At 61.2% G+C, this 25,358-nt stretch carries 27 protein-coding genes; 10 read left to right on the top strand and 17 right to left on the bottom strand.

Translation table 11 applies throughout. From position 1 onward, the window contains the following. Positions 1 to 33: 33 nt before the first annotated feature. The 6 genes from zapE to sdhC form a co-directional block, all read right to left on the bottom strand. On the bottom strand, positions 34 to 1,197 hold the full coding sequence (zapE, locus tag AC1DIJ_RS09025) for a cell division protein ZapE (RefSeq protein ID WP_112385779.1): 1,164 nt from the start codon (positions 1,195 to 1,197) through the stop codon (positions 34 to 36). A gap of 48 nt (positions 1,198 to 1,245) precedes the next feature. Then, on the bottom strand, positions 1,246 to 1,755 hold the full coding sequence (locus tag AC1DIJ_RS09020) for a protease inhibitor Inh/omp19 family protein (protein WP_112385780.1): 510 nt from the start codon (positions 1,753 to 1,755) through the stop codon (positions 1,246 to 1,248). A 274-nt stretch (positions 1,756 to 2,029) separates the two neighbouring features. Then, a complete protein-coding gene (locus AC1DIJ_RS09015; RefSeq protein ID WP_112385781.1) occupies positions 2,030 to 2,809 on the bottom strand; it encodes a succinate dehydrogenase iron-sulfur subunit in 780 nt (259 codons plus the stop codon). Positions 2,810 to 2,821: 12 nt separating this feature from the next. Next, entirely contained in the window at positions 2,822 to 4,663 is a 1,842-nt protein-coding gene (gene sdhA, locus AC1DIJ_RS09010) for a succinate dehydrogenase flavoprotein subunit (RefSeq protein ID WP_112385782.1), read from the bottom strand. A 7-nt stretch (positions 4,664 to 4,670) separates the two neighbouring features. Beyond that, entirely contained in the window at positions 4,671 to 5,051 is a 381-nt protein-coding gene (gene sdhD, locus AC1DIJ_RS09005; protein WP_112385783.1) for a succinate dehydrogenase, hydrophobic membrane anchor protein, read from the bottom strand. A gap of 11 nt (positions 5,052 to 5,062) precedes the next feature. Next, entirely contained in the window at positions 5,063 to 5,455 is a 393-nt protein-coding gene (gene sdhC / locus AC1DIJ_RS09000; protein ID WP_112385784.1) for a succinate dehydrogenase, cytochrome b556 subunit, read from the bottom strand. 316 nt (positions 5,456 to 5,771) lie between these two features. On the opposite strand from sdhC, the gene AC1DIJ_RS08995 reads away from it, so the two are divergent. After that, positions 5,772 to 6,215 (top strand): hypothetical protein, encoded by a 444-nt coding sequence (locus tag AC1DIJ_RS08995; protein WP_112385785.1) that lies wholly within the window; start codon positions 5,772 to 5,774, stop codon positions 6,213 to 6,215. Here the strand turns inward: AC1DIJ_RS08995 and AC1DIJ_RS08990 are convergent. The 5 genes from AC1DIJ_RS08990 to tsaD are packed head-to-tail and all read right to left on the bottom strand — an operon-like array spanning position 6,205 to position 9,672. Beyond that, positions 6,205 to 6,852 (bottom strand): class I SAM-dependent methyltransferase, encoded by a 648-nt coding sequence (locus AC1DIJ_RS08990; RefSeq protein ID WP_112385786.1) that lies wholly within the window; start codon positions 6,850 to 6,852, stop codon positions 6,205 to 6,207. The genes AC1DIJ_RS08995 and AC1DIJ_RS08990 overlap by 11 nt on opposite strands. 6 nt (positions 6,853 to 6,858) lie before the next feature. After that, on the bottom strand, positions 6,859 to 7,290 hold the full coding sequence (locus AC1DIJ_RS08985; protein ID WP_112385787.1) for an EVE domain-containing protein: 432 nt from the start codon (positions 7,288 to 7,290) through the stop codon (positions 6,859 to 6,861). 1 nt (position 7,291) lies between these two features. After that, positions 7,292 to 7,585: a YciI-like protein gene (locus AC1DIJ_RS08980; RefSeq protein ID WP_112385788.1), complete on the bottom strand. Its 294-nt coding sequence runs from the start codon at positions 7,583 to 7,585 to the stop codon at positions 7,292 to 7,294. A gap of 9 nt (positions 7,586 to 7,594) precedes the next feature. Next, complete coding sequence (locus tag AC1DIJ_RS08975; protein WP_112385789.1) at positions 7,595 to 8,578, bottom strand: NAD(P)H-dependent glycerol-3-phosphate dehydrogenase; 984 nt, start codon at positions 8,576 to 8,578, stop codon at positions 7,595 to 7,597. Further along, positions 8,575 to 9,672, bottom strand: coding sequence for a tRNA (adenosine(37)-N6)-threonylcarbamoyltransferase complex transferase subunit TsaD (gene tsaD / locus AC1DIJ_RS08970; RefSeq protein WP_112385790.1), 1,098 nt, complete (start codon positions 9,670 to 9,672; stop codon positions 8,575 to 8,577). The genes AC1DIJ_RS08975 and tsaD overlap by 4 nt, the downstream gene beginning before the upstream one ends. Positions 9,673 to 9,744: 72 nt before the next feature. Here tsaD and hemC point away from each other — a divergent pair, with 72 nt between their 5' ends. The 6 genes from hemC to AC1DIJ_RS08940 all read left to right on the top strand — a co-directional run bounded on the left by hemC (position 9,745) and on the right by AC1DIJ_RS08940 (position 15,615). Next, entirely contained in the window at positions 9,745 to 10,674 is a 930-nt protein-coding gene (gene hemC, locus AC1DIJ_RS08965) for a hydroxymethylbilane synthase (RefSeq protein ID WP_112385791.1), read from the top strand. A 5-nt stretch (positions 10,675 to 10,679) separates the two neighbouring features. Next, the gene (locus AC1DIJ_RS08960) at positions 10,680 to 11,384 is read left to right on the top strand and encodes a uroporphyrinogen-III synthase (RefSeq protein WP_112385792.1); all 705 of its coding nucleotides are present in this window, start codon (positions 10,680 to 10,682) and stop codon (positions 11,382 to 11,384) included. Between the two features lie 90 nt (positions 11,385 to 11,474). Further along, complete coding sequence (locus tag AC1DIJ_RS08955) at positions 11,475 to 12,749, top strand: COG4223 family protein (protein ID WP_112385793.1); 1,275 nt, start codon at positions 11,475 to 11,477, stop codon at positions 12,747 to 12,749. A 4-nt stretch (positions 12,750 to 12,753) separates the two neighbouring features. Then, complete coding sequence (locus AC1DIJ_RS08950; protein ID WP_112385794.1) at positions 12,754 to 14,361, top strand: heme biosynthesis protein HemY; 1,608 nt, start codon at positions 12,754 to 12,756, stop codon at positions 14,359 to 14,361. A gap of 17 nt (positions 14,362 to 14,378) precedes the next feature. After that, on the top strand, positions 14,379 to 14,864 hold the full coding sequence (locus AC1DIJ_RS08945) for a tellurite resistance TerB family protein (RefSeq protein ID WP_112385795.1): 486 nt from the start codon (positions 14,379 to 14,381) through the stop codon (positions 14,862 to 14,864). Next, positions 14,854 to 15,615 (top strand): glutamine amidotransferase, encoded by a 762-nt coding sequence (locus AC1DIJ_RS08940; RefSeq protein WP_112385796.1) that lies wholly within the window; start codon positions 14,854 to 14,856, stop codon positions 15,613 to 15,615. The genes AC1DIJ_RS08945 and AC1DIJ_RS08940 overlap by 11 nt, the downstream gene beginning before the upstream one ends. Here the strand turns inward: AC1DIJ_RS08940 and AC1DIJ_RS08935 are convergent. Continuing rightward, a complete protein-coding gene (locus AC1DIJ_RS08935; RefSeq protein WP_112385797.1) occupies positions 15,590 to 16,840 on the bottom strand; it encodes an MFS transporter in 1,251 nt (416 codons plus the stop codon). The genes AC1DIJ_RS08940 and AC1DIJ_RS08935 overlap by 26 nt on opposite strands. A 140-nt stretch (positions 16,841 to 16,980) precedes the next feature. Here AC1DIJ_RS08935 and AC1DIJ_RS08930 point away from each other — a divergent pair, with 140 nt between their 5' ends. Both AC1DIJ_RS08930 and AC1DIJ_RS08925 read left to right on the top strand, forming a co-directional pair. Then, positions 16,981 to 17,271 (top strand): YggT family protein, encoded by a 291-nt coding sequence (locus AC1DIJ_RS08930; RefSeq protein ID WP_112386055.1) that lies wholly within the window; start codon positions 16,981 to 16,983, stop codon positions 17,269 to 17,271. Next, positions 17,268 to 17,582, top strand: coding sequence for a DUF167 domain-containing protein (locus tag AC1DIJ_RS08925; protein WP_112385798.1), 315 nt, complete (start codon positions 17,268 to 17,270; stop codon positions 17,580 to 17,582). The genes AC1DIJ_RS08930 and AC1DIJ_RS08925 overlap by 4 nt, the downstream gene beginning before the upstream one ends. Before the next feature lie 2 nt (positions 17,583 to 17,584). Here the strand turns inward: AC1DIJ_RS08925 and ppa are convergent, their stop codons facing one another. Beyond that, entirely contained in the window at positions 17,585 to 18,118 is a 534-nt protein-coding gene (ppa, locus tag AC1DIJ_RS08920) for an inorganic diphosphatase (RefSeq protein ID WP_112385799.1), read from the bottom strand. 218 nt (positions 18,119 to 18,336) lie between these two features. Here ppa and AC1DIJ_RS08915 point away from each other — a divergent pair, with 218 nt between their 5' ends. Then, the gene (locus AC1DIJ_RS08915) at positions 18,337 to 18,777 is read left to right on the top strand and encodes an MEKHLA domain-containing protein (protein WP_112385800.1); all 441 of its coding nucleotides are present in this window, start codon (positions 18,337 to 18,339) and stop codon (positions 18,775 to 18,777) included. A 10-nt stretch (positions 18,778 to 18,787) separates the two neighbouring features. Here AC1DIJ_RS08915 and AC1DIJ_RS08910 read toward each other — a convergent pair whose 3' ends face one another. From AC1DIJ_RS08910 to AC1DIJ_RS08895, 4 genes are all read right to left on the bottom strand, one after another. After that, entirely contained in the window at positions 18,788 to 19,294 is a 507-nt protein-coding gene (locus tag AC1DIJ_RS08910; RefSeq protein WP_112385801.1) for a GNAT family N-acetyltransferase, read from the bottom strand. A gap of 202 nt (positions 19,295 to 19,496) precedes the next feature. Next, positions 19,497 to 21,314 carry a translational GTPase TypA gene (typA, locus tag AC1DIJ_RS08905; protein ID WP_112385802.1) on the bottom strand — a complete coding sequence of 606 codons (1,818 nt, stop codon included), beginning with the start codon at positions 21,312 to 21,314 and terminating at the stop codon, positions 19,497 to 19,499. 123 nt (positions 21,315 to 21,437) lie between these two features. Beyond that, entirely contained in the window at positions 21,438 to 23,015 is a 1,578-nt protein-coding gene (locus AC1DIJ_RS08900) for an alkaline phosphatase D family protein (protein WP_112385803.1), read from the bottom strand. A 133-nt stretch (positions 23,016 to 23,148) separates the two neighbouring features. Beyond that, positions 23,149 to 25,236, bottom strand: a complete 2,088-nt coding sequence (locus tag AC1DIJ_RS08895; RefSeq protein ID WP_112385804.1) for a M3 family metallopeptidase — start codon at positions 25,234 to 25,236, stop codon at positions 23,149 to 23,151. Between the last annotated feature and the right edge of the window lie 122 nt (positions 25,237 to 25,358).

Raw genomic sequence — 25,358 nt, 5'->3', positions numbered from 1 at the left:
TACGTAAACGTAAATCAATTTGTCACCAAATTGTTACTCGGCGGCGGTCTTTTGATGATGCAGCGCAAGATACTCAGCGCTGCGCATCTCGAAGAGACGCGACGCGGTACGATCAAACTCGAAGCCCTCGGTGCCGCGCCGCTCGGCGAGCAACTGTTCCGGCATGGCCGCCGCGGAGGCATGCAGACGCACGCCATGGTCATATAGGGTATCGACGAGAATGATGAAGCGTTTGGCCTGATTTCGCTTGTCAGCCGTCAGAAGCGGAATGCGATCGATGAAAACAGTATCGAAACGGCCTGCGATCGCCAGGAAATCGGCAGCGCCGAACGGCTTCTCGCAGAGATCGGCAAAACTAAAGCGCGCCATCCGGTCGACGGCGAGCGGCACATGGATCGAGCGCCCCTTCATCGGGATCTCCACCGGCTGCGCCTTGCGCCCATGCAGCATCTGCGTCCACGACGCATCCATGGCCATATCGGTGCGCGCATCGATCGGCGTCAGGTAGACCGGCTGGCTGTTCAGCTTTTCCATCCGGTAATCGGTCGGCGAATCCAGCGTGACGACATCGACATTCTTCTTCAGAAGCTCGACGAAGGGCAGGAAAAGCCCACGATTGAGGCCGTCCCGATAGAGATTGTCGGGTTCGACATTCGAGGTGGCAATCAGCACGCAGCCCTTTGCGAACAGCTCCGAAAACAACCGCGACAGGATCATCGCATCGGCGATGTCGGTGACGGTGAACTCGTCGAAGCAGAGGAGTTCGGCTTCCTCATAGAGCGAGGCAGCGACCGGCGGCATTGGATCGGCCTGCTTGGTCTCGCCGTCCTTGAGCTTCTGGCGATGAGCGGCGATGCGATTGTGCACATCGGCCATGAATTCGTGAAAATGCGCCCGCCGCTTCTTCTTGCAGGGCGCCATGCCGAAGAACATGTCCATCAGCATCGTCTTGCCGCGGCCGACGCTGCCATGGATGTAGAGGCCCTTGATCCCGGGCTCGGATTTCTTCTTGGAAGCGAACAGCCAGCCGAGAGCGCTCGATTTGGCGGCAGGACGGCGTTGCTTCAGCTGCGACAGAACCCGGTCGAGGCTCTTGGCAACATCCATCTGTGCCGTATCGATCTGCAGAGAACCCGAGGCCGTCAGCGACTTCAATTGTTCGCTGACGCTCAGGGCGTAGTCTGGCATTGGCTGCATGAGGGCTGGTCCGCCTATGCGAGACCGGCGGACGCGCCGCCGGTGCGATTACCGGCTGAGAGTGATCGGCTGGCCGCCATTGGTCTGGCCGGAGAAGCTGTTGTCAGCCGTCTTGTAGACACTGCCGATCTGGTTGCCGCTGCGGTCCTTGAGCAGAACCTGCTTGCCGGAAACTTCCCAGGAGCCCATCGCCGTCAGCTCGCCCGTGCAACCGCGCGTGCCGCCACGCGAACCGCTGCCGAGATTGGTCAGCGTCAGGAACATGTCGCAGCCGCCGTTGACACGCCAGCTGCCGACCATCGATTCCTTGGTAACATCGAGAGCGTTTGCAGCCATGGCGCCCGGTGCTGCCGGTGCTGCCGGGGCCGCGCTCGGCGCTGCCGGAAACTGCGAAGCGCCGCCCGGAGGAGGCAGCTGCCCACCCTGCACCGACGGTACAGGCTGCGCGGTCAGCGGCGCCGGTTGGCTGCTGTAGCTCGCATTGTCATAGGCCGTACGCTGGCAGCCAGCGAGTGACAGAACAACCGCCACACCTGTCATCGCATATCGCAACTGCATCTTGAGGCTCCCGAATATCCGCCTTGCCGCATCAAAAGTAGTCATCAGACTAATTTTCGAATTAACGTATTTCACTTTGGTTAATCAAGTGAGCACACCCGTAAATTGCCCGTGACAGAATCTGTGCCGGAACGAAGGCAATTCAAGCCGTGCGGCCGCACTTCTGAAGGGAGAATTTGTCAGCACGGTGATCAGCGCAAATTCTCAAGCACTTTCCGGCCTTGCCTGGAGAGTGAAACGGCGCCCGAAGGCGCCGTTCGAAAAGCGATGCCGATCAGACCCGGCGCTCGACCATCATCTTCTTGATCTCGGCGATTGCCTTGGCGGGGTTCAGACCCTTCGGGCACGTCTGCGCGCAGTTCATGATCGTGTGGCAGCGGTAGAGGCGGAAGGGATCCTCGAGGTTGTCGAGACGCTCGCCCGTCGCTTCATCTCTGGAGTCGATCAGCCAGCGATAGGCCTGCAGCAGAACAGCCGGACCGAGGTAACGGTCGCCGTTCCACCAGTAGCTCGGACAGGAGGTCGAGCAGCAGGCACAGAGAATGCACTCGTAGAGGCCATCGAGCTTCTGGCGGTCCTCGTGGCTCTGCTTCCATTCCTTGGCTGGCGTCGGCGATACCGTCTTCAGCCAAGGCTCGATCGAGCGGTGCTGGGCATAGAAGTTGGAGAGATCGGGAACCAGATCCTTGACGACAGGCATATGCGGCAGCGGATAGATCTTCACCGTGCCCTTGATATCGTCGAGACCCTTGGTGCAGGCCAGCGTATTCGTGCCGTCGATATTCATGGCGCAGGAACCGCAGATGCCTTCGCGGCAGGAGCGGCGCAGCGTCAGCGTCGGGTCGATCTTGTTCTTGATATAGAGCAGACCGTCGAGAACCATCGGGCCGCAATCGTCGATATCGATATAGAACGTATCGATCGACGGCGTTTGGCCGTCATCCGGGCTCCAGCGATAGACGCGGAATTCGCGGATATTCTTGGCACCGGCAGGCTTCGGCCAAACCTTGCCTTCGCGCATCTGGGAGTTCTTGGGGAGAGCGAGTTCTACCATGTCCGGTTCCTCTTAGTACACACGAGCCTTGGGCGCGATCTTCTTGGGATCGATGCCCTCTGCGATCAGCTCGGTGTGAACCGGGCGGTAGTCGAGCTTGACGTCGCCTGCGTCATTGACCCAGGCAAGCGTGTGCTTGCGCCAGTTGACGTCGTCGCGGCCGGCGAATGCGCCTTCCGTATAATCTTCGCGCGCATGCGAGCCGCGGCTCTCCTTGCGGGCTTCGGCGCCGTAGATCGTCGTGATGGCGTTGGCCATCAGGTTCTGCAGCTCCAGCGTTTCGACGAGGTCGGAGTTCCAGATCATCGAGCGGTCGGTGACCTTGATGTCCTTCATCTCGCCCCAGATTGCCGAAATACGGCGGCAGCCGGATTCCAGCGATTCCTGCGTGCGGAACACGGCCGCGTCTTCCTGCATGGCGCGCTGCATCTTCTCGCGCAGAACGGCCGTCGGCGTGCCGCCGCTGGCGTTCCGCAGAGCGTCGAAGCGATCCATGATCTTGTCGCAGGCAGCAACGTTCAGATGCGGAACCGGCGATGCGCGGTCGATGACCTCGCCGGCGCGGATCGCCGCGGCACGGCCGAAGACCACGAGGTCGATCAGCGAGTTGGAACCAAGACGGTTGGCGCCGTGCACAGAGGCGCAGCCGGCTTCACCAACGGCCATCAGGCCGGGGATGACGCGTTCCGGATTGCTGGAGTCGGCATTAAGCACTTCGCCCCAATAGTTGGTGGGAATGCCGCCCATATTGTAGTGGACGGTCGGCAAAACCGGGATCGGCTCGCGGGTCACATCGACACCGGCGAAGATCTTGGCGCTCTCGGAAATCCCCGGCAGACGCTCGTGCAGAACCGCCGGATCGAGATGGTCGAGATGCAGGAAGATATGGTCCTTGGCCTTGCCGACGCCGCGGCCTTCGCGAATTTCCAGCGTCATGCAGCGCGAGACGACGTCGCGCGAGGCAAGGTCCTTCGCCGAAGGGGCGTAGCGTTCCATGAAGCGTTCGCCCTCGGAATTCACGAGGTAACCGCCTTCGCCGCGAGCGCCTTCGGTGATCAGACAGCCGGAGCCGTAGATGCCGGTCGGGTGGAACTGGACGAATTCCATGTCCTGCAGCGGCAGGCCTGCACGCGCCACCATCCCGCCACCGTCGCCGGTGCAGGTATGGGCAGACGTTGCCGAGAAATAGGCGCGGCCGTAGCCGCCGGTCGCCAGCACCACCATCTTGGCAGCGAAGCGATGGATCGTGCCGTCGTCGAGGTTCCAGGCAACGACGCCGGTGCAGCGGCTGCCATCCTCGGACATGATCAGGTCGAGCGCGAAATACTCGATGAAGAATTCGGCGTTGTTGCGCAGCGACTGGCCATAGAGCGTGTGCAGGATGGCGTGGCCGGTACGGTCGGCAACGGCGCAGGTGCGCTGTACCGGCGGCCCCTCACCGAAATTCTGCATGTGGCCGCCGAACGGGCGCTGGTAGATCTTGCCTTCCTCGTTACGCGAGAACGGCACGCCGTAATGCTCAAGCTCATAGACCGCCTTCGGCGCTTCCATAGTCAGATACTGCATGGCATCGACGTCGCCGAGCCAGTCGGAGCCCTTGACGGTGTCGTAGAGGTGCCACTGCCAGCTATCCGGCGTCATGTTCTGCAGCGAGGCGGCAATGCCGCCCTGCGCTGCGACCGTGTGCGAGCGGGTCGGGAATACTTTGGTGATGCAGGCGGTGCGGAAACCTTGTTCGGCCATGCCGAGCGTGGCGCGAAGACCAGCGCCGCCGGCGCCGACGACGATCACATCATAAGAGTGGTCGACGTACTTGTAGGCCTTCCCATTCTGAGCGGGTGAAGAGGGTGCCATGATACGGTTATCCTACGAATGCAATTTTCAGAATGGCGAAAAGACAGAGGCCGGCGATCAGGATCGAGAAGAAGGTGTTCAGCATCAGGCTGACGATCTTCAGCCATTCGGTGTGAACATAATCCTCGATGATGACCTGCATGCCGAGCTTCATGTGAATGACGCCCGAGATGATCATCAGACCCATGATGACGGCGACGAACGGGTTCGACAGCGCGTGAACCACTTCCGCATAGGGCTGGCCGGCATGAACCAGCATGAAGATGATGAAGAACAGAAACAGCGGCACGTTGGCGACCGCGGTGACGCGCTGGCGCCAAAAATGATCGGTGCCTTCCTTGGCGGAGCCGAGGCCGCGGACCTTACCGAGCGGGGTACGCATATCCATGAGAGCGACCTTTAACGAATGACGAAGCCGATCACCCAGACCAGCACGGTCAGACAGAGCGATCCGATCAGATTGGCGATGGCGAGCTTGGTGGAGAATTCCTTCCCGAAACCATGGCCGAGATCCCACATGAAGTGGCGGAAGCCGCCGAGCATGTGATGGATCAGCGCCCAGGTGTAGCCGAGCAGCACAAGCTTGCCGATGATGCTGCCGAGCACCCAGTTGGCCCAGTCGTAGTTCGACTGTCCCGTCCCAGCCGCGATCAGCCACCAGGCGATCAGCAGCGTGCCGACATAGAGAGCGCCACCGGTAATGCGGTGGACGATCGACATGATCATGGTGGGGATTGGTTTGTAAATTTGCAAATGCGGCGACAGGGGCCGGTTATTTGTCACATTCGCCATCAGAACCTCGCGGCGTCTTCTCTGCGCTTCCGGAATACGGAGCATATCGAGGCAATCACAGGAATGACAAAATTGTCTGTGTGCGTTGCATCAATGGCGACGTTTAATCACCGAAGCCCCGGACGACAAGCACAATCGCCGTCCGCTTTTAATTTAATCGATTCGCGTTACCGGGAAGTTGCTGCAAAGCAAAACTGGCTTCCGGTACTCAGATTTTATCCTGATTTTTCATCGCTCAAGTGGACATACGGGAAGTTTTGAAGCAAGCTGCCGTTAACGATTTGTTAACGATCGCATTTTGCGAGGAAGACAGCCGATGGTCACGCGTTTTTCGAAGGTCATTCCGCTCATGCTCGGCGCCCTGATGGCGCTGCCTGCCGCCGCTGGCGAACGCTATCCGCACCACGGTCGCGGCATGGTCCATTTTGCGGGCGGACAGCAATGGTTCGGCGATCGCGACCGCCGTCACGGCCACAACCGCTTTGTCAGATTGCGACAGTTCTCGCCTGTCTATAACGGCTACACCATTCAGGGCAGCAACGCCGCCGCACCGGTGAACAACGGTCCGGCCTATAACGGCACCTATGCTGGTTCTTATGCCTATGACGTCGATGGCGGCACCTATATCGGCGCCAGCGGCTATACGATCTATGCTGCACCCAGAACCGCCACCCTGGCGCCGAAAGCCAAAGTGATCGATGTCGCGATCCAAGATGACCCTTGCGAATACGAGGCAAATGTCTGCGTGATCAGGCCCTGAAGCGCCAGACGGTCGTCTTCTTGACCTCGCTATCCTCAAGCGCTCGGGTGACCGGCACCTCGTAGACAGCGCAGAATTCCAGCCGGTCTTTCGGCAGGTAGGCGCGGCCGGGATCGCCGACCAGCACCGTCTTGCCCTCTTTCGCTAGCCGCCCGAACCACGGCAGCAGCGCATCGGCAAATTCGCGGTCGTAAAACACGTCGCCTGCGAGCACGATATCCGCAGCAACGTCAGAGCCAACAAGGTCCGAGCCTTCGAAGCCGATCGCGACCTGGTTTGCCGCCGCATTAAGTCGCACGGCAGTCCGAGCCCAGGGATCGATATCGGCGGCGGTGACGCCAGCTGCTCCCACCATCTTCGCGGCGATCGCGACGAGGCCAGAGCCGGTTGCGAAATCAAGCACCTGCGCGCCACTGAGCGTATCAGGATGGTCGAGAATATAGCGCGCCAGCCCCTGCCCGCCGGCCCAGGCGAACGCCCAGAACGGCGGCGGCAGACCGATCTCCGCAAGCTCCTCTTCCGTCTTCAACCATAGCTCATGAGCCTCGCTCGCCAGATGCAGCCGGATCTCCGGCACATGCGGCGGCGCCATGAGGCTGGTATTGGCGCGGATGAAGAGTTCCGGATCGGTCTTCAAGAGCGGTCAACGCGGCGGGTTGTCGAGACCGCCCATGCGGCAGACTTCGAGCCACTCTTCGTCGGTGACCGGCTGCACAGAAAGGCGCATGGAGGTCACCAGCGACATCTTCGACAGCTTCTCGCTTGCCTTCACATCCTTCAGCGTCACCGGCTTCGGAACGTCCATGACGGCGCGGATATCGACGCAATCCCATTTGGGATCGCCCTTGGCCGAGGAATCGGGATGCGAGAGGGCGCAGACTTCGACGATCCCGACGATCTCCAGCCCATCATTGGAATGGTAGAAGAAGCCCTTGTCGCCGATCTGCATGGCGCGCATGTTGTTGCGGGCGAGGTAGTTGCGGACACCCGTCCATTCCGTCCCCTTCTCCCCGGCAGCCTTTTGCTGCTCCCAGGACCAGGCGGCCGGCTCGGACTTGTAAAGCCAGTGCGCCATCTCAAGCCTCCGGATTGTTGAAGACCCAGTTATAGGGCTTCACCTCGACGCTCTCGAAAAGGCCAGCCTTGGCATAAGGGTCTGCTTCGCCAAGCGCCTTGGCGGCTTCCAGGCTGTCGGCCTTGACGATCACCAGGCTGCCATTCGGCTTGCCATCGGCATCGAGGAACGGACCGGCAATCGCCAGCTTGCCTTCAGCATTCAGCTTGTTGAGGTATTCGACATGAACAGGACGCGTTTCCATGCGCACGTTCAGATGGCCTGGCTTGTCCTTGCAAATAAGGGCGAAAAGCATGTCAGTCTCCTATTCGGTGGTGATCGGACGTGTCATCAATTGTTCGATGGCCTCGGCAATCCCGAGCTTGCCCTCGATGATCGCCGAGACGGCGTCGGTAATCGGCATGTCAACGCCAAGCTCGCCGGCCAGCCGCGCGGCAACGGCAGCCGCGAAAGCGCCCTCGACCAGCTGTCCATGCGCTGGATCGGCCTGTTCGCCGCGCCCGAGCACGATGCCGAAGCGCAGATTGCGCGATTGATGGCTGGTGGCCGTCAAAACCAGATCGCCGAGCCCCGAGAGCCCGCGAACCGTGCCCGCCTGTCCGCCCTTGGCCGCAACCAGCCGCGACATTTCCGCAAGACCGCGGGCAATCAGCGCCGCGCGGGCGGAATCGCCGATGCCGCGGCCCTCGACGATGCCGCAGGCAATGGCCAGAACATTCTTCAGCGCGCCCCCGAGCTGGACGCCGATGCGGTCGTCCGACGCATAGAGCCGGAAGGTGCGGCCTGAAATCGCCTGCGCTAGCCGCTCGGCAACGTCCATATCAGCAGCCGCGATCGCCATCGCCGTCGGCAGGCCCTTGGCGATATCGGCCGCAAAACCGGGACCAGAGAGCACGGCGACACAATGAGCCGGAAGCTCCCGTTCCAGCATGTCGGTCAGCAACGCACCGGTCGCGCGTTCGATGCCCTTGGCACAGGTGACGACGACAGCATCCTTAGCCAGATAAGGACCATACTGGCGCGCAGCATCCGCCTGCGCTTGCGAGGGCATGGCAAAGAGGACGATCGACGCATCGCGGATGGCATCCGCTTCTGCGGAAAATTCCAGTGCTTCCGGCAGCGCAATTCCCGGCAGTGCCGCATCGTGCAGCCGCTCGGCCGCCAGATCGGCCATCAGCGCCGGATCCCGGCCGACAAGCGTCACGGCGCTGCGGCCGGTGAGCGCGATGACCGCGGCAAGCGCAGTTCCGAACGCACCGGCACCGATGACAGCAATCCGCTCGCTCATGCCTTGGCTCCGCGTTTTCCGTAATTGACCAATGCCTCGGCGTTGGAATCGAGCGGCCAGCGTGACCGCGGCTGGACGTCGAGATCATCGGGCGCCACGCCGATCGCCATGCGCTCCAGTCCGGCCCAGGCGATCATCACGGCATTATCGGTGCAAAGCCGGAGCGGCGGCGCGATGAAGCGGAAACCATGCGTTCCGCAGAGCGCTTGCAGCGTGCCGCGAACTTCCTGATTGGCCGCGACACCGCCCGCAACCACCAGCGCCGGCTGACCCTCGATATCAGGAAACTCGGTTTTGAAACGCTGCAGCCCACGCCCGATTCTGTCCTTTAGCGTGCGCGAAATCGCTTTCTGGAAGGAAGCACAGATATCGGCAATATCCTGCGCCGATACGGGCGCAATCTCGGTTGCCGCCTGACGAACGGCCGTCTTCAGACCGGAAAAGGAAAAGTCGAGGCGGGCCTCGCCGACCAGTGGCCGTGGGAAAGAAAAGCGATCCGGATTGCCCGATTTCGCCGCCTTCTCCACTTCGGGACCGCCGGGATAGGGCAGCCCCAGCAGCTTCGCCGTCTTGTCGAATGCTTCGCCGAGCGCGTCGTCGATCGTTGTACCCCAGCGCTTGTATTGGCCGATGCCGCGCACCAGGATGAGCTGCGTGTGGCCGCCGGAAACGAGTAGCATCAGATAGGGGAAGGAAAGCCCATCGGTCAGCCGCGCCGTTAGCGCATGTCCCTCGAGATGGTTGACGGCATAGAGCGGCTTGCCTGCGGCTCGTGCGATTGCCTTGCCGGTCATCAGCCCGACCAGCAGCCCACCGATCAGCCCCGGACCGGATGTCGCAGCAATGGCATCGACATCCGCCAGCGACACATTGGCGCGCTGCAGCGCTTCTTCGATCAGCGTGTCGAGCGCTTCGATATGCGCGCGCGCCGCAATCTCCGGCACAACGCCGCCATAGGCGCTATGCTCGTCAAGCTGACTGAGCACAACGTCGGAAAGCACATTCGAGCGGCCTTCCGCATCGCGTTCGACGACCGCAGCCGCGGTCTCGTCGCAGCTTGTTTCGATGCCGAGGATACGTAGAAAGGGAGCCATGAAACCTGATCGTTGATTGCGATGGGGCGGAAACCCGGATACGAGACTTCCGGTAACAACGGATCAAAGCGGATGCAAACAAAACCTTTCCGGATCGGTACGCGGGGCAGCCCGCTGGCGCTCGCCCAGGCACACGAAGCCCGGGACAGGCTGATGGCCGCGCATGGCCTGCCGGAGGAAATGTTCGAGATCGTGGTGCTGACCACGACCGGCGACCGCATCACCGACCGTTCTCTTTCCGAGATCGGTGGCAAGGGCCTTTTCACCCAGGAACTCGAAGAAAAGCTGGCGATCGGCGAGCTCGATTTCGCCGTGCATTCGGCGAAGGACATGGCGACCACGCTGCCGGAAGGGCTCTATCTCTCCGCCTTCATGCCGCGCGAGGACATCCGCGACGCGGTGATCGGCCGCACGGCTGCAAAGCTGATCGACCTGCCGCACGGCGCAACCGTCGGTTCCTCGTCGCTCCGCCGTCAGGCACTGATCCGCCGCATGCGCCCGGATATCAACGTCATCACCTTCCGTGGCCTCGTCGATACCCGTCTGCGCAAGCTGGCCGAAGGTCAGGCCGACGCGACGCTGCTGGCTCTCGCCGGTCTGAAGCGCCTCGGCAAGGTCGATGTGCTGACGGATATTCTCGACCCCGATACGTTCCCGCCCGCTCCGGCACAGGGCGCGATCGCCATCGAAAGCCGCATCGGTGACGAGCGGATGGACAACCTCCTCGCCGCCATCAACGATCCGGCGACCTTCGATGCGGTTTCTTGCGAGCGCGCCTTTCTTGGTGCTCTCGACGGCTCCTGTCGCACGCCGATCGGCGGCTACGCGATCTGCGAAGGCGACCAGATCAAGTTCTCGGGCCTGATCATCACTCCGGACGGACGCCACCAGCATTCGATCACCATCGACGGCAACCGCCGCGATGCCGCGGCGCTCGGAACCCGGGCCGGGCAGGATGTCCGCGACCGTGCGGGAACCACGTTCTTCGACGACTGGAACTAGCCTCCATGCGCGTGCTCGTAACCCGCCCGCAGCGTCAGGGGGAGCGAACGGCACAGCGATTGCGGGGCATGGGTCATGAGCCCTTGCTTCTGCCTCTGTCAGAACCGCGTCACGACACGGACGCTGCGATCAAGGCATTGGATGCGCATGACGGCCCGATCGCGATCACCAGCGCAGAGGCCGTTCGGTCCCTGACCGCAAGATCCGGCGAACTCGCGCGCCACCTCACCCGGCCGGTATTCTGCGTTGGCGCGGCGAGCGCCGAGGCGGCAGACGCGGCAGGCTTCACCTCAGTCTCCGCAAGCACCGTCGATGGCAGTGATCTGGCGGAGCTGATTGCTGGTCAGGCAAACGGCGTCATCACCTATCTGGCTGGCGTCCCGCGCGCCGAAAAATTCGAAAAGCGGGCGGCCGAACTCGAACTACAGATCGATGTTGCCGTCTGCTATCGCATGCAGCCGGTCACCATCGATCTAGCTCAGATCGAACAGCTGGCCAGGACACCAGCAGACGCCGTCCTCTTCTATTCCCGCGAGGCGGCGCTGGCATTCTTTGAGCTCTTCACAGCCGAAGCCACACCTGTCTGGCTCACAGATGCCAAGCTGCTTTGCCTCAGCGAAGCCGTAGCAACTGCCATCCCCGGCGGCCTCAGGAAAAATATCCGGACAGCCGCGATGCCGGATGAGCAAAGCCTTTTGTCGCTCCTTTGAAGGCATGCTCCGCCCAAATTTGATCTAACCTCTTTCCTTAACTGGCATCACTGACTAGTTTCGTTGCAATGCAGGAAAAAAGAGGACCTCATGGTTTCGGGAAACCCGCCACGCCATTCGAAGAGAACCGAACAGCCGGTCACGATCGATCTGGAGGCGCAGGAATTTGCCAAGCAGGAGGATGCAGCAGAGAAGCCTGCGCAGGCGGCTGAGAGCCCTGACGACCAGGCAACCAGCGATCTGAACGCCTCGCTCCAGGCGGCAAAGGAGCAAGCCTCCGAAGACCTGAATGCAAAGGCGGAAATCCCCGCCACGGAAGAGCCCGCGGCCGCGGAAACACAGCCCGATGAAGCGCCCTGCCGCGCCGAGGAACCGGTCATTGCCGCACCGCCGCCGCAGCGCGGCGGCTCGACTTCGGGTCTCATCGCCGCAGGCATTTTTGGTGGTCTTGTGGCACTGGTGGGTGCCGGTGCCATCCAATATGCCGGATATCTCCCCGGCTCTGCGCCGCAGCAGGCCCAGTCCGATCAGAGCGCAGAATTTTCTGCCGAACTTGATGGCCTGAAGCAGTCGATCGCCAATCTGGCGGCCGCGCCGAACCCGGATGACGACGCCCTCGACAAGCGGATTGCCGCCCTGGAAACAGCGGCAAAGGCGCCGTCGCAAACCGTAGCGGGCGACCCGGCAGCAGTCGAAGCCCTAAACCAGAAGGTCACCGATCTCAGCGCACAGCTGGAACAGATCCGCTCGTCGATGACGCAGACATCCGAGCAGCAGGCCTCCAGCGGCGCCGATCTGACCAAGCGTCTCGACGAAGCCGAGAAAAAGCTCAACGAGCCGCGCCAGGACGTTGCCGTCGCCAAGGCGATCGCCGCCGCTGCGCTGAAGGCAGCGATCGACCGCGGTGGCCCGTTTACGGCCGAACTCGATACATTCGCAGGCGTTTCACCTGACGATCCGGCGGCCAAGGATCTCAGAAGCTTTGCCCAAACCGGCGTGCCCTCGCGTGCCGAACTGATCAATCAGGTTTCCGATGTGGCAAGCGCCGCCGTCGAATCCGCGAACCAGCCGAGCCCTGATCAGAGCTGGTCGGACCGGTTGATGAACAGCGCCAAGTCGCTGGTCAGCGTCCGCCCGGTTGGCAATATCGAGGGTGAAAGCGTCGAGGCGATCGCTGCCCGCATGGAAAACAAGGTTCGAAACGGCGACCTTCCGGGCGCCGCCAACGAATGGAACGATCTGCCCCCGGCAGCCAAGCAGGCGTCGGCAGCCTTCAAGCAATCTCTTGAGGCCCGTATCCGGGTTGAGGATCTTGTCAGCGGAGCCCTGTCCAAAGCCGTCTCCGGCACCGGCAAGGAGGGCTGAACCGATGGTCAAGCTCGTCATTTTTGCGCTCGTGGTTCTCGTTCTCGGCTACGGTTTCTCCTGGCTCGCCGACCGGCCCGGTGACCTGTCGCTCATTTGGGAAGGCCAGCTCTATCAGACCAAGCTGATCGTCGCCGCCAGCGGCCTGATCGCCTTGATCGCCCTCGTCATGATCGCCTGGTGGCTGGTCCGGATGATCTGGACCTCGCCGCATTCCGTCACCCGCTATTTCCGCGCCCGCAAGCGCGATCGCGGTTATCAGGCGCTCTCGACCGGCCTGATCGCCGCCGGCGCCGGTAATGCGCTTCTCGCCCGTAAGATGGCTGCCCGGTCGCGCGGCCTGATCCGCGCCGACCAGGAACCGCTGATCAACCTTCTGGAAGCGCAGGCCGCGCTGATCGAAGGCCGGCACGATGAGGCACGCGCCAAGTTCGAGGCCATGGCCAACGATCCGGAGACCCGCGAACTCGGTCTGCGGGGGCTGTATCTCGAAGCCAAGCGCCTCGGCGCCAACGAGGCAGCCCGCCAATATGCCGAGAAGGCTGCCGATAATGCGCCCTATCTTCCCTGGGCCGCACAGGCGACCTTGGAATATCGCAGCCAGGCTGGACGCTGGGACGATGCCATCCGCCTGCTCGATCAGCAGAAGGCAGCCCGCGTCGTCGACAAGCAGGACGGCGAGCGTCTGCGTGGCGTGCTGCTGACGGCGCGCGCCGACGACAAGCTGGAGAAAGACCCGGCAGGTGCCCGCGACGACGCCCTCCAGGCGCTGAAGCTGATCCCCGATTTCGAGCCTGCCGCCACCGTCGCAGCAAAGGCGCTGTTTCGCGAAGACAAGCTGCGCAAGGCTGCCGCCATTCTCGAACAGGCGTGGAAGGCCAGACCACATCCGGATGTCGGCCGCATTTATGTGCAAGCACGCAGCGGCGATTCCGTCACCGACAGATTGAAGCGCGCCGAAAAGCTGGAGGCTCTTCGCCCCAACAACGTCGAGTCGCTTCTCGTCGTCGCCCAGGCCGCCCTTGCCGCTCAGGATTTTGCCAAGGCGAGAGCCAAGGCGGAGGCCGCCGCCCGCATGCAGTCGCGTGAGGCAGCATTCTTGCTGCTTGCCGATATCGAAGAATCCGAGACTGGCGATCAGGGCCGTGTCCGTCACTGGCTGGCCCAGGCGCTGAAGGCGCCGCGCGATCCGGCCTGGGTCGCAGACGGCTTCGTCTCCGACAAATGGCTGCCTGTGTCGCCCGTCACCGGCCGTCTCGATGCTTTCGAATGGAAGGCGCCTTTCGGTCAGCTCGAAGGCCCGGTCGAGGAAGGCACTGTGCCGTCGATCGATGCCGCCCTGAAGACATTGCCGCCGGTGCGCCAACAGCGTGCCGAAGCACCTGCCAACGACCACCGCATCATCGAACTGGAACGCGCCGCAACCATCGCCGAAGCCGTGCGCCCGGCTCCGGTTTCTGCACCAACGCCCGCCTCGGCTCCAAAGCCGGCGGAAACGATTGCCCCTGTCAGACAGCTTGAACCCAAACCATATTATGGAATGCCTGACGACCCAGGCGTTCGCGACAACAAGGCGGCCCCGGAACCCAAGACGCGGCTCCGCCTTTTCTGAGATGGAACGACAACCGCATGTTCGAACGCTTTCAGGCATTCTTCCACAATCTCACCGCAGACGATGGCAGGAAGGGTTTCAGCCCCGATGACCCGCGCATCGCCGTGGCCGCTCTCTGCATGCAGGTCATGGAGGCCGACGGCCAGATCAAGGACAGCGAGAAGAAGCGGCTGCGCAAGCTTCTCAAGGAGCAGTATGGCCTCGACGGCAAACAGCTGGATGCGGTCATCGCCGCCGGTCTCGAAGCCGAAAGCAGCGCCGTCGACTACTACCGCTTCACGTCGGATCTCAAGCGCCACCTGAATACCGAGCAGCGGCTGGAGCTGATCGGCATTCTCTGGGACATCGTCTATGCCGATGGCGAGCGCAGCGAGATGGAAGACCACGTCATCTGGCGCATCGCCGATCTGCTCGGCGTCTCCTCGCGCGAGCGTATCCAGAAGCGCCAGGAAGCGGCCGCGCGCGTGACGGATGCGGTCGTGGTGCAAGACGATGCAGATTGAGCGGCCGGTCAATCGCGACAAGCGCCCGATCCTGATCGTTCTGCATCAGGAGCAGTCGAGCCCCGGCCGGGTCGGCCAGCTTCTCGTCGAGAAGGGCTACAGGCTCGACATGCGCCGCCCGGTTCTCGGCGACACACTGCCTGGAACACTCGACGACCACGCCGGCGTTGTCGTCTTCGGCGGCCCCATGAGCGCCAACGATCCCGACGATTTCGTGAAATCCGAAATCAACTGGCTGGACATCCCACTCAAAGAGAACCGGCCATTCCTCGGCATCTGCCTCGGCGCGCAGATGCTGGTCCGCCATCTCGGCGGCAAGGTGCAGGCGAATGCCGATGGCTCGACGGAAATCGGCTGGTACCCGCTGCATCCGACCGAAAAGGGCCGGCTGTTGATGCACTGGCCGAAGATGGTCTACCATTTCCATCGCGAGGGCTTCGACCTTCCCCGCGGCGCCGAGCTTCTGGCTGAGGGTGACGCCTATCCGAACCAGGCCTTCCGCTACAACAAGAATGCCTGGGCGCTGCAGTTCCATGCCGAGCTGACGCGGGTGATGATGCACCGCTGGGTCGTCCATGGCGCCCATCGCTTTATTCTGCCTAATGCGCAGCAGGGCCGCGAGCATCTGGAAGGGCGCATGCTCTTTGACGCGCCGCTAAAAGCCTGGCTGAACGAATTCCTCGATATCGTCTTCGAGGGAAAGGCGGCAAAGAGCGCGCCTGTCTCTATGCCGGCGTCGCTGAGCGCATAGGCGCATCCAGCGTATCGATCTGCCGCAGCTGGCGGAAGCTCATCGCCCAGATCACCGACACCGCGAGCGTCCCAAGACCGCCGATCACGACCGCAGGCACGGCGCCGAACGTATGCGCCATCGTACCCGCCCGGAATTCGCCGAGTTCATTCGACGCGCCGACAAAAACCATGTTGACGGCGTTCACACGGCCGCGCAGCTCATCCGGCGTCCAGAGCGCGATCAGGCTTTCGCGCACATAGACCGAAATCATGTCGGCGGCACCCATGATCGCCAGCGCGGCAATCGAGGTCCAGGTATGCGTCGAGACGCCGAAGACGATAGTGGCGATGCCGAACAGACCGACGCCCATGAACATATAGAAGCCGGCGCGATGCTTCATCGGGCGGGCGGCAAGGAACAGCGCCATCACGATCGCGCCGACGCCCGGCGCCGAACGCAGCAGACCAAGCCCCCAGGGGCCGAGCGTCAGGATATCGCGGGCATAGATCGGCATCAGCGCCGTGGCGCCACCAAGCAGCACCGCGAAGAGATCGAGCGAGATCGCCCCGAGCACCACCTTGTCCGCCTTGATGAAACGGAAGCCGCCGAGGATCATGTCCCAGCTCTTTGCCTCACCGGAACTGCGCTGCGCAGGCTTCGGGATCATGAAGAGCAGGATGGCGCCGAGTATCGCGAACACCACCGAGACTGTGTAGGCCGTCGTCGCACTGACGCCATAGAGCAGACCGCCGAGTACGGGACCGGTAATCGCCGCCAGCTGCCAGGACGACGAATTCCAGGCGATCGCGTTCGAAAGATCCTTCTCCGGCACGAGGTTCGGCGCCAGCGACTGGATGGCAGGCGCGGCGAAGGCGCGCTCGATACCGAAGATCAGCAGCACGATGAAGACAGGGATCGGCGAGAACGTGCCGGTCACCGTCATGATCAGTAGCGCCAGCGTGCAGAGCGCGCTGACGAGCGAGCAGATCGAGGCGACGGCGCGGCGGTTGTAGCGGTCGGCGACCGAGCCGGTCACCAGCATCAGAACCAGCGACGGTAGGAACTGAACAAGGCCGATCAGGCCTAGATAGATTGCGCTCCGCGTCTGGTCGTACATCTGCCAACCCACAGCAACGCTGAGAATCTGCTGCGAGAAGGACAGCAGGAACTTCGCGAAGAAGAACCGGGTGTAGGAAGAATGCCGGAACGCCGCAAAACGGTCTCCGGTGGACGAGAAAGACATGGGGGCAACCAATGAAACCGGGCCGCGCGGGACAGTTCAAACGCGCCCATTAAACATGATTCACCGCGCGTTAAGACACGGCACTTGCCCGTTTAGTCGCCAATAGCTACATGTCTGTCAACAACGAACTGGAGACGACGATGATTGCCCTCTTTCAAACCATTGATTTGGCTTTGAATCTTTACACCTGGGTGCTGATTGGGAGTGCCATTTTCTCGTGGCTCTATGCCTTCAACGTCATCAATTCCAGCAACCAGTTCGTCAATTCGGTGGGGATGTTCCTCTATAACGTCACCGAACCGGTGCTGCGGCCGATCCGCCGCGTGCTGCCGAATCTGGGCGGTATCGACATCTCTCCGATCATCCTGCTGCTGATCATCTTCTTCCTGCGCTCCTTCATGTGGAACACGATCTTCCCGCTGGTGGCGTGAATTATGCCTGGACGATCTTCGACGGCTATCTCCGTCTGACGGTGCGTTTGACGCCGAACGGCGGACGTGACGCCATTGACGGCCTGGAAACAGATGCCGAAGGCGACGCGCACCTGAGGGCCCGCGTCAGCGCCGTGCCGGAAAACGGCAAGGCGAACAAGGCGCTCGTCGCCCTTCTCGCAAAATCGCTTCGCGTTCCGAAGTCTGCGATAGCTCTCGTCTCCGGCGAAACGTCGCGCAAAAAAATCCTCCGCATCGAGGGCGATACGGAGGATCTGGTCGAAAGGCTGAAAGCTTTCGTTCGGGCCTGAGCTTACTTCGCCTTCTTGGCGCGCTCGACGGCTTCGAGGATCAATTCACCGGCTTCCTTGGAGCCCTTCCAGCCAAAGATCTTCACCCACTTGCCGGGCTCCAGATCCTTGTAATGCTCGAAGAAGTGCTCGATCTGCCTGACGGTGATATCGGGAAGGTCGGTATATTCCTTGACCTTCTCGTAGCGCAGCGTCAGCTTCGGCGACGGAACGGCGATGATCTTCTCGTCCTTGCCGGAATTGTCTTCCATCATCAGCACGCCGATCGGGCGCACATTGATGACGCAGCCCGGAACCAGCGGACGGGTGCTAGCGATCAGCACGTCGATCGGGTCGCCGTCTTCCGAAAGCGTATGCGGCACGAAGCCGTAATTACCCGGATAGGTCATCGGCGTGTAGAGGAAACGGTCAACGACCAGCGTGCCGGCTTCCTTGTCCATTTCGTACTTGATGGGATGGCCGCCGACCGGCACCTCAACGATGACGTTGATATCTTCCGGTGGATTGTTGCCGATGGAAATGGCGTCGATGCGCATCAGTATCCCCTAATATAGCATGGTTTCCGGCTGCCAGATAATCAGAATCTCTTCGCAACGCAACATGCGAGGCCCGATCTTCGGTCGATTTGGCTAATAGAGTTTGGCCTTGAAGCAAAAGTTCGGGGATCGGCGCAATAACGGGAAACGGCGCCACAAACAGGTCGCAATATCCAAGTTGGCTGTGCTTTTCAGATTCCCCATTGCGATAGACGGTCATGCATCTTTACGAACAGAAAGACTTTTTCGAACTCCTGTGTGGCAGCTATCGCCGAATTGTCGGCAAGGATCTCGTGCCCCGGGTGCTGACGCAGAGAGAAGCCGTTCGCTGGCTTTACGAGGACGCACCGTTTGGCCTCCTGGCACACGACACGGCCACAGATCCCGTCTTCATCTATGGAAACAAGAGCGCTCAGCGGCGCTTCGAATATAGCTGGGAGGAGCTCACGGCACTGCCTTCGAGGCTGTCTGCCGAAGCGCCGGAACGCCAGGCGCGCGAGAATTTCCTGCGGCAGGTCGCCGAGCGCGGTTATGTCAACGACTACGAGGGCATAAGGATCAGCAAATCGGGAAAGCGCTTTCCGATTGCGGATGTCACGGTCTGGCAATTGATCGATGTGGATGGGACGATCCGCGGCCAAGCCGCAAGGCTGCCATAAACGGCAGCCGTCAGTTCCAGATGAAGCCGATCTTCTTCAGCTGTTTGTGGTCGAAATTTTCCATGCCTTCGCAGAAATCGACACCGCCGTGGCCGCGATAGAAGCGGCTGGCATTGTCGTTGTCCTCGAGGCACCAGACGACGAGACCATTGCAGCCAAGCGACTTCAGCAGCCGGCGGGCTTCGCCGAAGAGCATACGGCCGAGGCCGATACCCTGATATTCCGGGCGAAGATAGAGTTCGTAGATTTCGCCTTCCTGCGGCAGAGCGCGGGCGCGGTTAAGACCGAGCGTTGCGTAGCCCGCAACAGTACCAGCGACATCGAGAACCAGAAGCGTTGCCGGACCCCGGGTGGCCTTACGCCACCAGCCTTCGCCGCGCCGTTCGATCATCTGCGTCAGTGCGCGATGGGGGATGATGCCGGCATAGGTGTGTTGCCACGCAAGGCGATGCGCCTCCGATATGGCGCGGGCATCTTGCGGCTCGGCCCGCCGAACATCGATCGACAACGTCTTCATAACGCTACTCTGGTCCTTCAGCGGACAATTAACCATGCGCGATCATGCGCCGTCGCCAATTGCCCACAGACTTAACATGTGGACGATGGGCAAAATTTAACGCTTTTTTAACTATTGCGACAAGAAGGATTCGACACGGCGCACAAATAAAAACCCCGGCTGGAAGGCCGGGGTTTCAACTATCAAGGAATGGCAGCCGCTATCAGGCCGACTTCGCCTTGGCGAAACGCTTGCGGTCGTTCGCGTCGAGATACATCTTGCGCAGACGGATCGACTTCGGCGTCACTTCCATCAGCTCGTCGTCCTGGATCCAGGACAGAGCGCGGTCGAGCGTCATACGGATCGGCGGCGTCAGCTTGACGGCTTCGTCCTTGCCGGCAGCGCGGATGTTGGTCAGCTGCTTGCCCTTGAGAACGTTGACTTCAAGATCGTTATCGCGGCTGTGAATGCCGATGATCATGCCCATATAGACCTTTTCGCCCGGCTCGATCATCATCGGGCCGCGGTCTTCCAGGTTGAACATGGCGTAGGCGACGGCTTCGCCGGCTGCGTTGGCTAGCAGAACGCCGTTGGTACGGCCGCCGATTTCACCCTTGTAAGGCTGATAGTCCTTGAACAGGCGGTTCATCACAGCCGTGCCGCGCGTGTCGGTCAAGAGTTCCGACTGGTAGCCAATCAGGCCGCGGGTCGGCGCATTGAACACCAAGCGAACGCGATTGCCGCCCGAAGGACGCAGCTCGGTCATTTCGGCCTTGCGCTCGGACATCTTCTGAACGACGACGCCGGAATGCTCTTCATCCACGTCGATGACGACTTCTTCGATCGGCTCCATCAGCTGATCGTTCTCGTCGCGGTGCATGACGACGCGCGGACGCGACACGGCCAGCTCGAAGCCTTCGCGGCGCATGGTTTCGATCAGAACGGCAAGCTGCAATTCGCCACGGCCGGAGACGAAGAACGAATCCTTGCCTTCGGCTTCTTCGATCTTCAGCGCGACGTTGCCTTCGGCTTCCTTGTAGAGACGGTCGCGAATGACGCGCGAGGTGACCTTGTCGCCTTCGGTGCCGGCCAGCGGGCTGTCGTTGACGATGAAGGACATGGTGACTGTCGGCGGATCGATCGGCTGCGCGGTCAGTGCCTCGGTGACGGCTGGATCGCAGAATGTGTCGGCGACCGTACCCTTGGAGAGACCGGCGATCGCGACGATGTCGCCTGCGTGAGCCTCTTCGATCGACGTGCGTTCGATACCGCGGAACGCGAGGATCTTCGAGATACGGCCATTTTCGATCAGTTTGCCGTCCTGGCTCAGAACCTTGACGGCCTGGTTCGGCTTGATCGAACCGGAATTGATGCGGCCGGTAATGATACGGCCGAGAAAGGGGTTGGCTTCGAGGATCGTGCCGATCATCGTGAACGGGCCTTCGTGGACCGTCGGCTCCGGAACATGCTTGAGCACGAGGTCGAGCAACGGTGCAAGACCCTGGTCCTTCGGGCCTTCAGGATTGACGTTCATCCAGCCATCGCGGCCCGAACCGTAGAGGATCGGGAAGTCGAGCTGCTCGTCGGTAGCGTCGAGGTTGGCAAAAAGATCGAAGACTTCGTTGATGACTTCTTCGTGGCGGCCATCCGGACGGTCGATCTTGTTGATCGCGACGATCGGGCGAAGGCCGACCTTCAGCGCCTTGGAGACTACGAACTTCGTCTGCGGCATCGGGCCTTCCGACGAGTCAACCAGAACGATCGCGCCGTCCACCATCGACAGAATACGCTCGACTTCGCCACCGAAGTCGGCGTGGCCGGGGGTGTCGACGATGTTGATGCGAACGCCCTTCCACTCGACCGAGGTCGCCTTGGCAAGAATCGTGATGCCGCGCTCTTTTTCCAGATCGTTGCTATCCATGACGCGTTCTGCAACGCGCTGGTTCTCGCGGAACGAGCCGGACTGTTTCAGGAGCTCGTCCACCAGGGTCGTTTTGCCATGGTCAACGTGCGCGATGATCGCGATGTTGCGAAGTGCCATTATATCAAATCTCTGAGGCTGGGGCGCTACGTCGGGAGGAGGCGCCTATTACGTTTGGCGCGCTCATACAGTGTTTTTTGCGATTGCGAAAGGGGGGAGAGGCGAGAGCGGCCATAGACAGGGTTAACTCGTACGTTGCGGGTCGATGACCGTTCGCCACAACTCGTTGTCATCGCGATCCATCAGGCGCACGGTCATCTGCTCCGTTGTGCCATCGATATCGACCAGGCCGAAGAACTGCATTCCGGCACTTGGCGGCAGATTGGATTCGATCCCGCCGGGTGCCGCCTTGATGAAACGCACCTCAGGACCAAATGTCCTGTCCAGCTCCTGCCGCCCATAGGTGCCCGAATGGAGCGGCCCGGAAACGAACTCCCAGAAGGGCAGGAAATCCTGAAACCTAGCCTTGCCGGGGTCGTAATAGTGAGCCGCCGTATAGTGCACGTCGGCTGTCAGCCAGACGATATTGCCAATGGCCGCGTCGCGGATGAAGCGCAGTAGATCGGCAAATTCGAGTTCCCGGCCGAGCGGCGCTCCATTGTCGCCGTTGGAGACGGATTCACTGCCGCTGCGCTTTCCATAATCGTCCCAGATCACCAGCCCGACCGGCAGATCGCAGGCGATCACCTTCCAGGTTGCCGTGGAACGGACAAGTTCGCGCTTCAGCCACGCCACCTGCGCCTCACCGAAAAGCCGCGATTGCGGCGTGAGATCGCCGTCGAGACCGTGCGTGTTGGGTCCGCGGTAGGAGCGTAGGTCGACAAAGAAGATATCGAGCAGCGGGCCGTAGGAAACCTTGCGATAGATCCGCCCCGGTTCCTCCGCCACATAGCGGATCGGCGTCATTTCGTGAAAAGCCCGGCTGGCGCGTGCAGCGAGCGCCAAGACGGACTTTTCCTTGTAACGGTCGTCGGCACGAAGATCGGTTGAGGGAGACCAGTTGTTCAGCACCTCGTGATCGTCCCATTGGTAGAAAACCGGACAGACGGCGTTGAAATCCGTCACATGCTCGTCGAGCAGATTGTATTTCCATTGGCCGCGAAACTCGGACAGCGTCTGTGCGATCGTCCGTTTCTCGTCGGTGACCACGCGGTTTTTCCAGATCCCGCCGTCTCGCAGACGGATCTCGTCGGGGATCGGATTGTCGGCATAAATCGTGTCGCCGGAATGGATCATGAAATCAGGCCGATGGTAGGCGATCGTCCGATAGGTCCGCATGCCCTCGTCATCGATCCCCCATCCCTGCCCTGCCGTATCGCCGGACCAGACGAAACGGATATCCCGTTTTAGCGACGGCGCCGTGCGGAACTGACCGCGAATGGGCTCAGAGCGGCTGTTGATATCCTGCAGGTCTGCGGCCACGAAACGGTAGAAGATTTCCTGATCCGGCGGCAATCCATCGAGCAGCACTTTGCCGGCAAGATCGGTCTCGGGCGTGACATCGAAAGATGCAAGCCGAACGGCGTTCGCAAATTTATCGGTCGTGGAATATTCGACGAACAATCGCGAGGGCCGGTCGACCCGCGCCCAGATCACACCGGAATCCACATCGACATCGCCGGATTGCACGCCCGAGGTAAAGACCGGCCGGCCTGACGAGCCCCGCGCATAGAACGGCATCGCAAGGCCCGCCGCCGCAAACCCACCGACCGCGCCGACCGAGGATAAAAATCGGCGGCGCGTCGTTTCTTTCAAGATCATGCCAAAGCCCCGGCTGCTTCAGGAGCGGGAACGAAGCGTCCCGCCCCAGCCTTGGGCAACCGTCATGTCAGTCTCTTGAAGACCGCATGACGGTTTGCCGAAACTTCGGCGACAGTTTTGTTACGGCATGCGCTCAGGCATCGCTGCCCGAGAGCTCCTTGAAGGTTGCCAGTCCCTTCTTGACTAGCATCGCGTCCGGGCTCGGCAGCTTGCCGCGGAAACCCCTATATGCATCTTCGGGGTCGAGCGATCCGCCGGTCGAATAGATGTTGTCCTTCAACTTCGCTGCCATTTCGCGGTTGAAGGCATCACCGGTTTCCTCGAAGGCCGCAAACGCATCGGCGTCGAGCACTTCCGACCACATGTAGGAATAATAGCCGGCCGAATAGCCGCCGGAGAAGATATGCTGGAAGTGCGGCGAAGCATGACGCATGACCAGCGACTTCGGCATGCCGAGCGCGGCCAGCACCTCGGCCTGAACCACCATCGGATCATCGACGGCGTCGCGGGTATGGAATTCCATGTCGACGATCGCCGAGGAGGTGAACTCTACCGTGTTGAAGCCGGCATTGAAGGTGCGGGCCGCGAGAACCTTGTCGAGCAGCGCCTGCGGCATCGGCTCGCCTGTTTCGAAATGCACCGCATATTGCTTGAGGATCGCGGGCACGGTCAGCCAGTGCTCGTAAAGCTGCGACGGCAATTCGACGAAATCGCGCGAGACACCGGTGCCGGAAACCGACGGATAGGTGACGTTCGACAGCATCCCATGCAGCGCGTGACCGAATTCGTGGAACAGCGTTCGGGCATCGTCGAGCGACAGCAGCGCAGGCTTGCCTTCCGCAGGCTTGGCGAAATTACAGACGTTATAGATGATCGGCAGCTCGCCGGTGTTGCCGTTCCTCAGCTTCAGCTTGTGCTGCGACTGGAAGGAGCTCATCCAGGCACCCGAGCGCTTCGAGCTGCGGGCAAAATAGTCGCCGAGGAACAGCGCCACGAGCTTGTCGCTGGCGTCGCGGATTTCGAAGACGCGCACATCGGGATGGTAGGCGGTAATGCCCTTCTTTTCGACAGCCCGGATGCCGAACAGGCGGTTGGCCACGTCGAAGCAGGCTTCGATGATCTTTTCGAGCTGCAGATAGGGCTTCAGCTCCGTTTCGGAGAAGTTGAACTTCTGTGCCCGGATCTTCTCCGCATAGAAGCGCCAATCCCAGGGCATGACCTCGTGGTTCTTGCCGTCCTCAGCAATCAGCCGGGCGATATCGGCTTCTTCCTCGCGGGCGCGGGAAACGGCTTTCGCCCAGACTGCCCGCAGCAGCTCGTCGACAGCAACAGGCTTCTTCGCCATCGTGTTGTCGAGCTTCAGCTTGGCGAAATTGCCGTAACCGAGAAGGCCGGCCATTTCCTTGCGCAGCGCCAGCGTTTCCTTGATGATGCCGCGGTTATCGGTTGCGCCCGCATTCGCGCCACGGGCAGTCCAGGCCTTGAAGGCCTGTTCGCGTAGATCGCGGCGTTCGGAAAATGTCAGGAACGGCTCGATGATCGAGCGCGACAGGGTGACCGCAAACTTGCCGTCTTCTCCGCGTTCGCGAGCCGCCGCCGCCATTGCGTCCTTGAGGAAATCCGGAAGTCCTTCGAGCTCCGGTCCTTCGGACAGCAGCAGCGACCAGCTCTTTTCGTCGGCGAGAACATTCTGTCCGAAATTGGTCCCGAGACCGGCCAGCTTCTCGTTGATGCCGGCGAGCTTTTCCTGCTCCGGCTTCGGCAGCTTGGCGCCGGATTTCACGAAGCCCTTCCAGTGCCGTTCCAGCACCCGCGTCTGCTCCAGGGTCAGCCCCAGTTCCGCGCGCTTTTCCCACAACGTGTCGATGCGCGCAAAGAGACCGGCATTCGTGCCGATCTTCGAATAATGCCGCGACATATTCGGCGAGATCTCGCGCTCGAGCGCTTGGATGACATCGTTGGTATGCGCACCTGCCCGGTTCCAGAACAGCGCCGAGACGCGCGACAGCTCATCGCCGGCGATTTCCAGCGCGACGATGGTGTTTTCGAAGGTCGGCGCTTCGGCATTGGCGGCAATCGCATCGATCTCCGTTTCGTGAGACGCGAGCGCCGCATCGAAGGCGGCTGCGAAGTCGCCATCATGGAGCGCTTCGAAGCGCGGCAGGCCGTGATGCCCGTTCCAGTTGACGAGCGCCGGATTAAATTCTGGTGTGGAAGGCATGCTGACATCCTTTTACGCAAGCAAGTGAAACGGCAATATAGGTGACGCTTCGCGGCAATGGTATGTTGCTGATCAAATTCGCCTTTTACAGGTACATGGAAGATTTGATCCATGAAAACTGA

The organism is Rhizobium sp. 10N427 (genome assembly GCF_056394605.1).
Note: the sequence above shows the minus strand (reverse complement) of the source record. Positions and strands in the feature narration are given on the sequence as shown.

What these genes read in the sequence shown, in the direction of transcription:
- AC1DIJ_RS08915 (WP_112385800.1), top strand. Translation starts at nt 18,337, where the DNA reads ATGCATCTTTACGAACAGAAAGACTTTTTCGAACTCCTGTGTGGCAGC.
- AC1DIJ_RS08995 (WP_112385785.1), top strand. Translation starts at nt 5,772, where the DNA reads ATGGTCACGCGTTTTTCGAAGGTCATTCCGCTCATGCTCGGCGCCCTG.
- AC1DIJ_RS08910 (WP_112385801.1), bottom strand. Translation starts at nt 19,294, where the DNA reads ATGAAGACGTTGTCGATCGATGTTCGGCGGGCCGAGCCGCAAGATGCC.
- AC1DIJ_RS08940 (WP_112385796.1), top strand. Translation starts at nt 14,854, where the DNA reads ATGCAGATTGAGCGGCCGGTCAATCGCGACAAGCGCCCGATCCTGATC.
- AC1DIJ_RS08935 (WP_112385797.1), bottom strand. Translation starts at nt 16,840, where the DNA reads ATGTCTTTCTCGTCCACCGGAGACCGTTTTGCGGCGTTCCGGCATTCT.
- AC1DIJ_RS08930 (WP_112386055.1), top strand. Translation starts at nt 16,981, where the DNA reads ATGATTGCCCTCTTTCAAACCATTGATTTGGCTTTGAATCTTTACACC.
- hemC (WP_112385791.1), top strand. Translation starts at nt 9,745, where the DNA reads ATGCAAACAAAACCTTTCCGGATCGGTACGCGGGGCAGCCCGCTGGCG.
- sdhA (WP_112385782.1), bottom strand. Translation starts at nt 4,663, where the DNA reads ATGGCACCCTCTTCACCCGCTCAGAATGGGAAGGCCTACAAGTACGTC.
- AC1DIJ_RS08975 (WP_112385789.1), bottom strand. Translation starts at nt 8,578, where the DNA reads ATGAGCGAGCGGATTGCTGTCATCGGTGCCGGTGCGTTCGGAACTGCG.
- AC1DIJ_RS08900 (WP_112385803.1), bottom strand. Translation starts at nt 23,015, where the DNA reads ATGATCTTGAAAGAAACGACGCGCCGCCGATTTTTATCCTCGGTCGGC.
- AC1DIJ_RS08985 (WP_112385787.1), bottom strand. Translation starts at nt 7,290, where the DNA reads ATGGCGCACTGGCTTTACAAGTCCGAGCCGGCCGCCTGGTCCTGGGAG.
- AC1DIJ_RS09020 (WP_112385780.1), bottom strand. Translation starts at nt 1,755, where the DNA reads ATGCAGTTGCGATATGCGATGACAGGTGTGGCGGTTGTTCTGTCACTC.
- AC1DIJ_RS08980 (WP_112385788.1), bottom strand. Translation starts at nt 7,585, where the DNA reads ATGCTTTTCGCCCTTATTTGCAAGGACAAGCCAGGCCATCTGAACGTG.
- sdhD (WP_112385783.1), bottom strand. Translation starts at nt 5,051, where the DNA reads ATGGATATGCGTACCCCGCTCGGTAAGGTCCGCGGCCTCGGCTCCGCC.
- AC1DIJ_RS08950 (WP_112385794.1), top strand. Translation starts at nt 12,754, where the DNA reads ATGGTCAAGCTCGTCATTTTTGCGCTCGTGGTTCTCGTTCTCGGCTAC.
- AC1DIJ_RS08895 (WP_112385804.1), bottom strand. Translation starts at nt 25,236, where the DNA reads ATGCCTTCCACACCAGAATTTAATCCGGCGCTCGTCAACTGGAACGGG.
- tsaD (WP_112385790.1), bottom strand. Translation starts at nt 9,672, where the DNA reads ATGGCTCCCTTTCTACGTATCCTCGGCATCGAAACAAGCTGCGACGAG.
- AC1DIJ_RS08945 (WP_112385795.1), top strand. Translation starts at nt 14,379, where the DNA reads ATGTTCGAACGCTTTCAGGCATTCTTCCACAATCTCACCGCAGACGAT.
- typA (WP_112385802.1), bottom strand. Translation starts at nt 21,314, where the DNA reads ATGGCACTTCGCAACATCGCGATCATCGCGCACGTTGACCATGGCAAA.
- AC1DIJ_RS08955 (WP_112385793.1), top strand. Translation starts at nt 11,475, where the DNA reads ATGGTTTCGGGAAACCCGCCACGCCATTCGAAGAGAACCGAACAGCCG.
- sdhC (WP_112385784.1), bottom strand. Translation starts at nt 5,455, where the DNA reads ATGGCGAATGTGACAAATAACCGGCCCCTGTCGCCGCATTTGCAAATT.
- AC1DIJ_RS09015 (WP_112385781.1), bottom strand. Translation starts at nt 2,809, where the DNA reads ATGGTAGAACTCGCTCTCCCCAAGAACTCCCAGATGCGCGAAGGCAAG.
- zapE (WP_112385779.1), bottom strand. Translation starts at nt 1,197, where the DNA reads ATGCAGCCAATGCCAGACTACGCCCTGAGCGTCAGCGAACAATTGAAG.
- ppa (WP_112385799.1), bottom strand. Translation starts at nt 18,118, where the DNA reads ATGCGCATCGACGCCATTTCCATCGGCAACAATCCACCGGAAGATATC.
- AC1DIJ_RS08960 (WP_112385792.1), top strand. Translation starts at nt 10,680, where the DNA reads ATGCGCGTGCTCGTAACCCGCCCGCAGCGTCAGGGGGAGCGAACGGCA.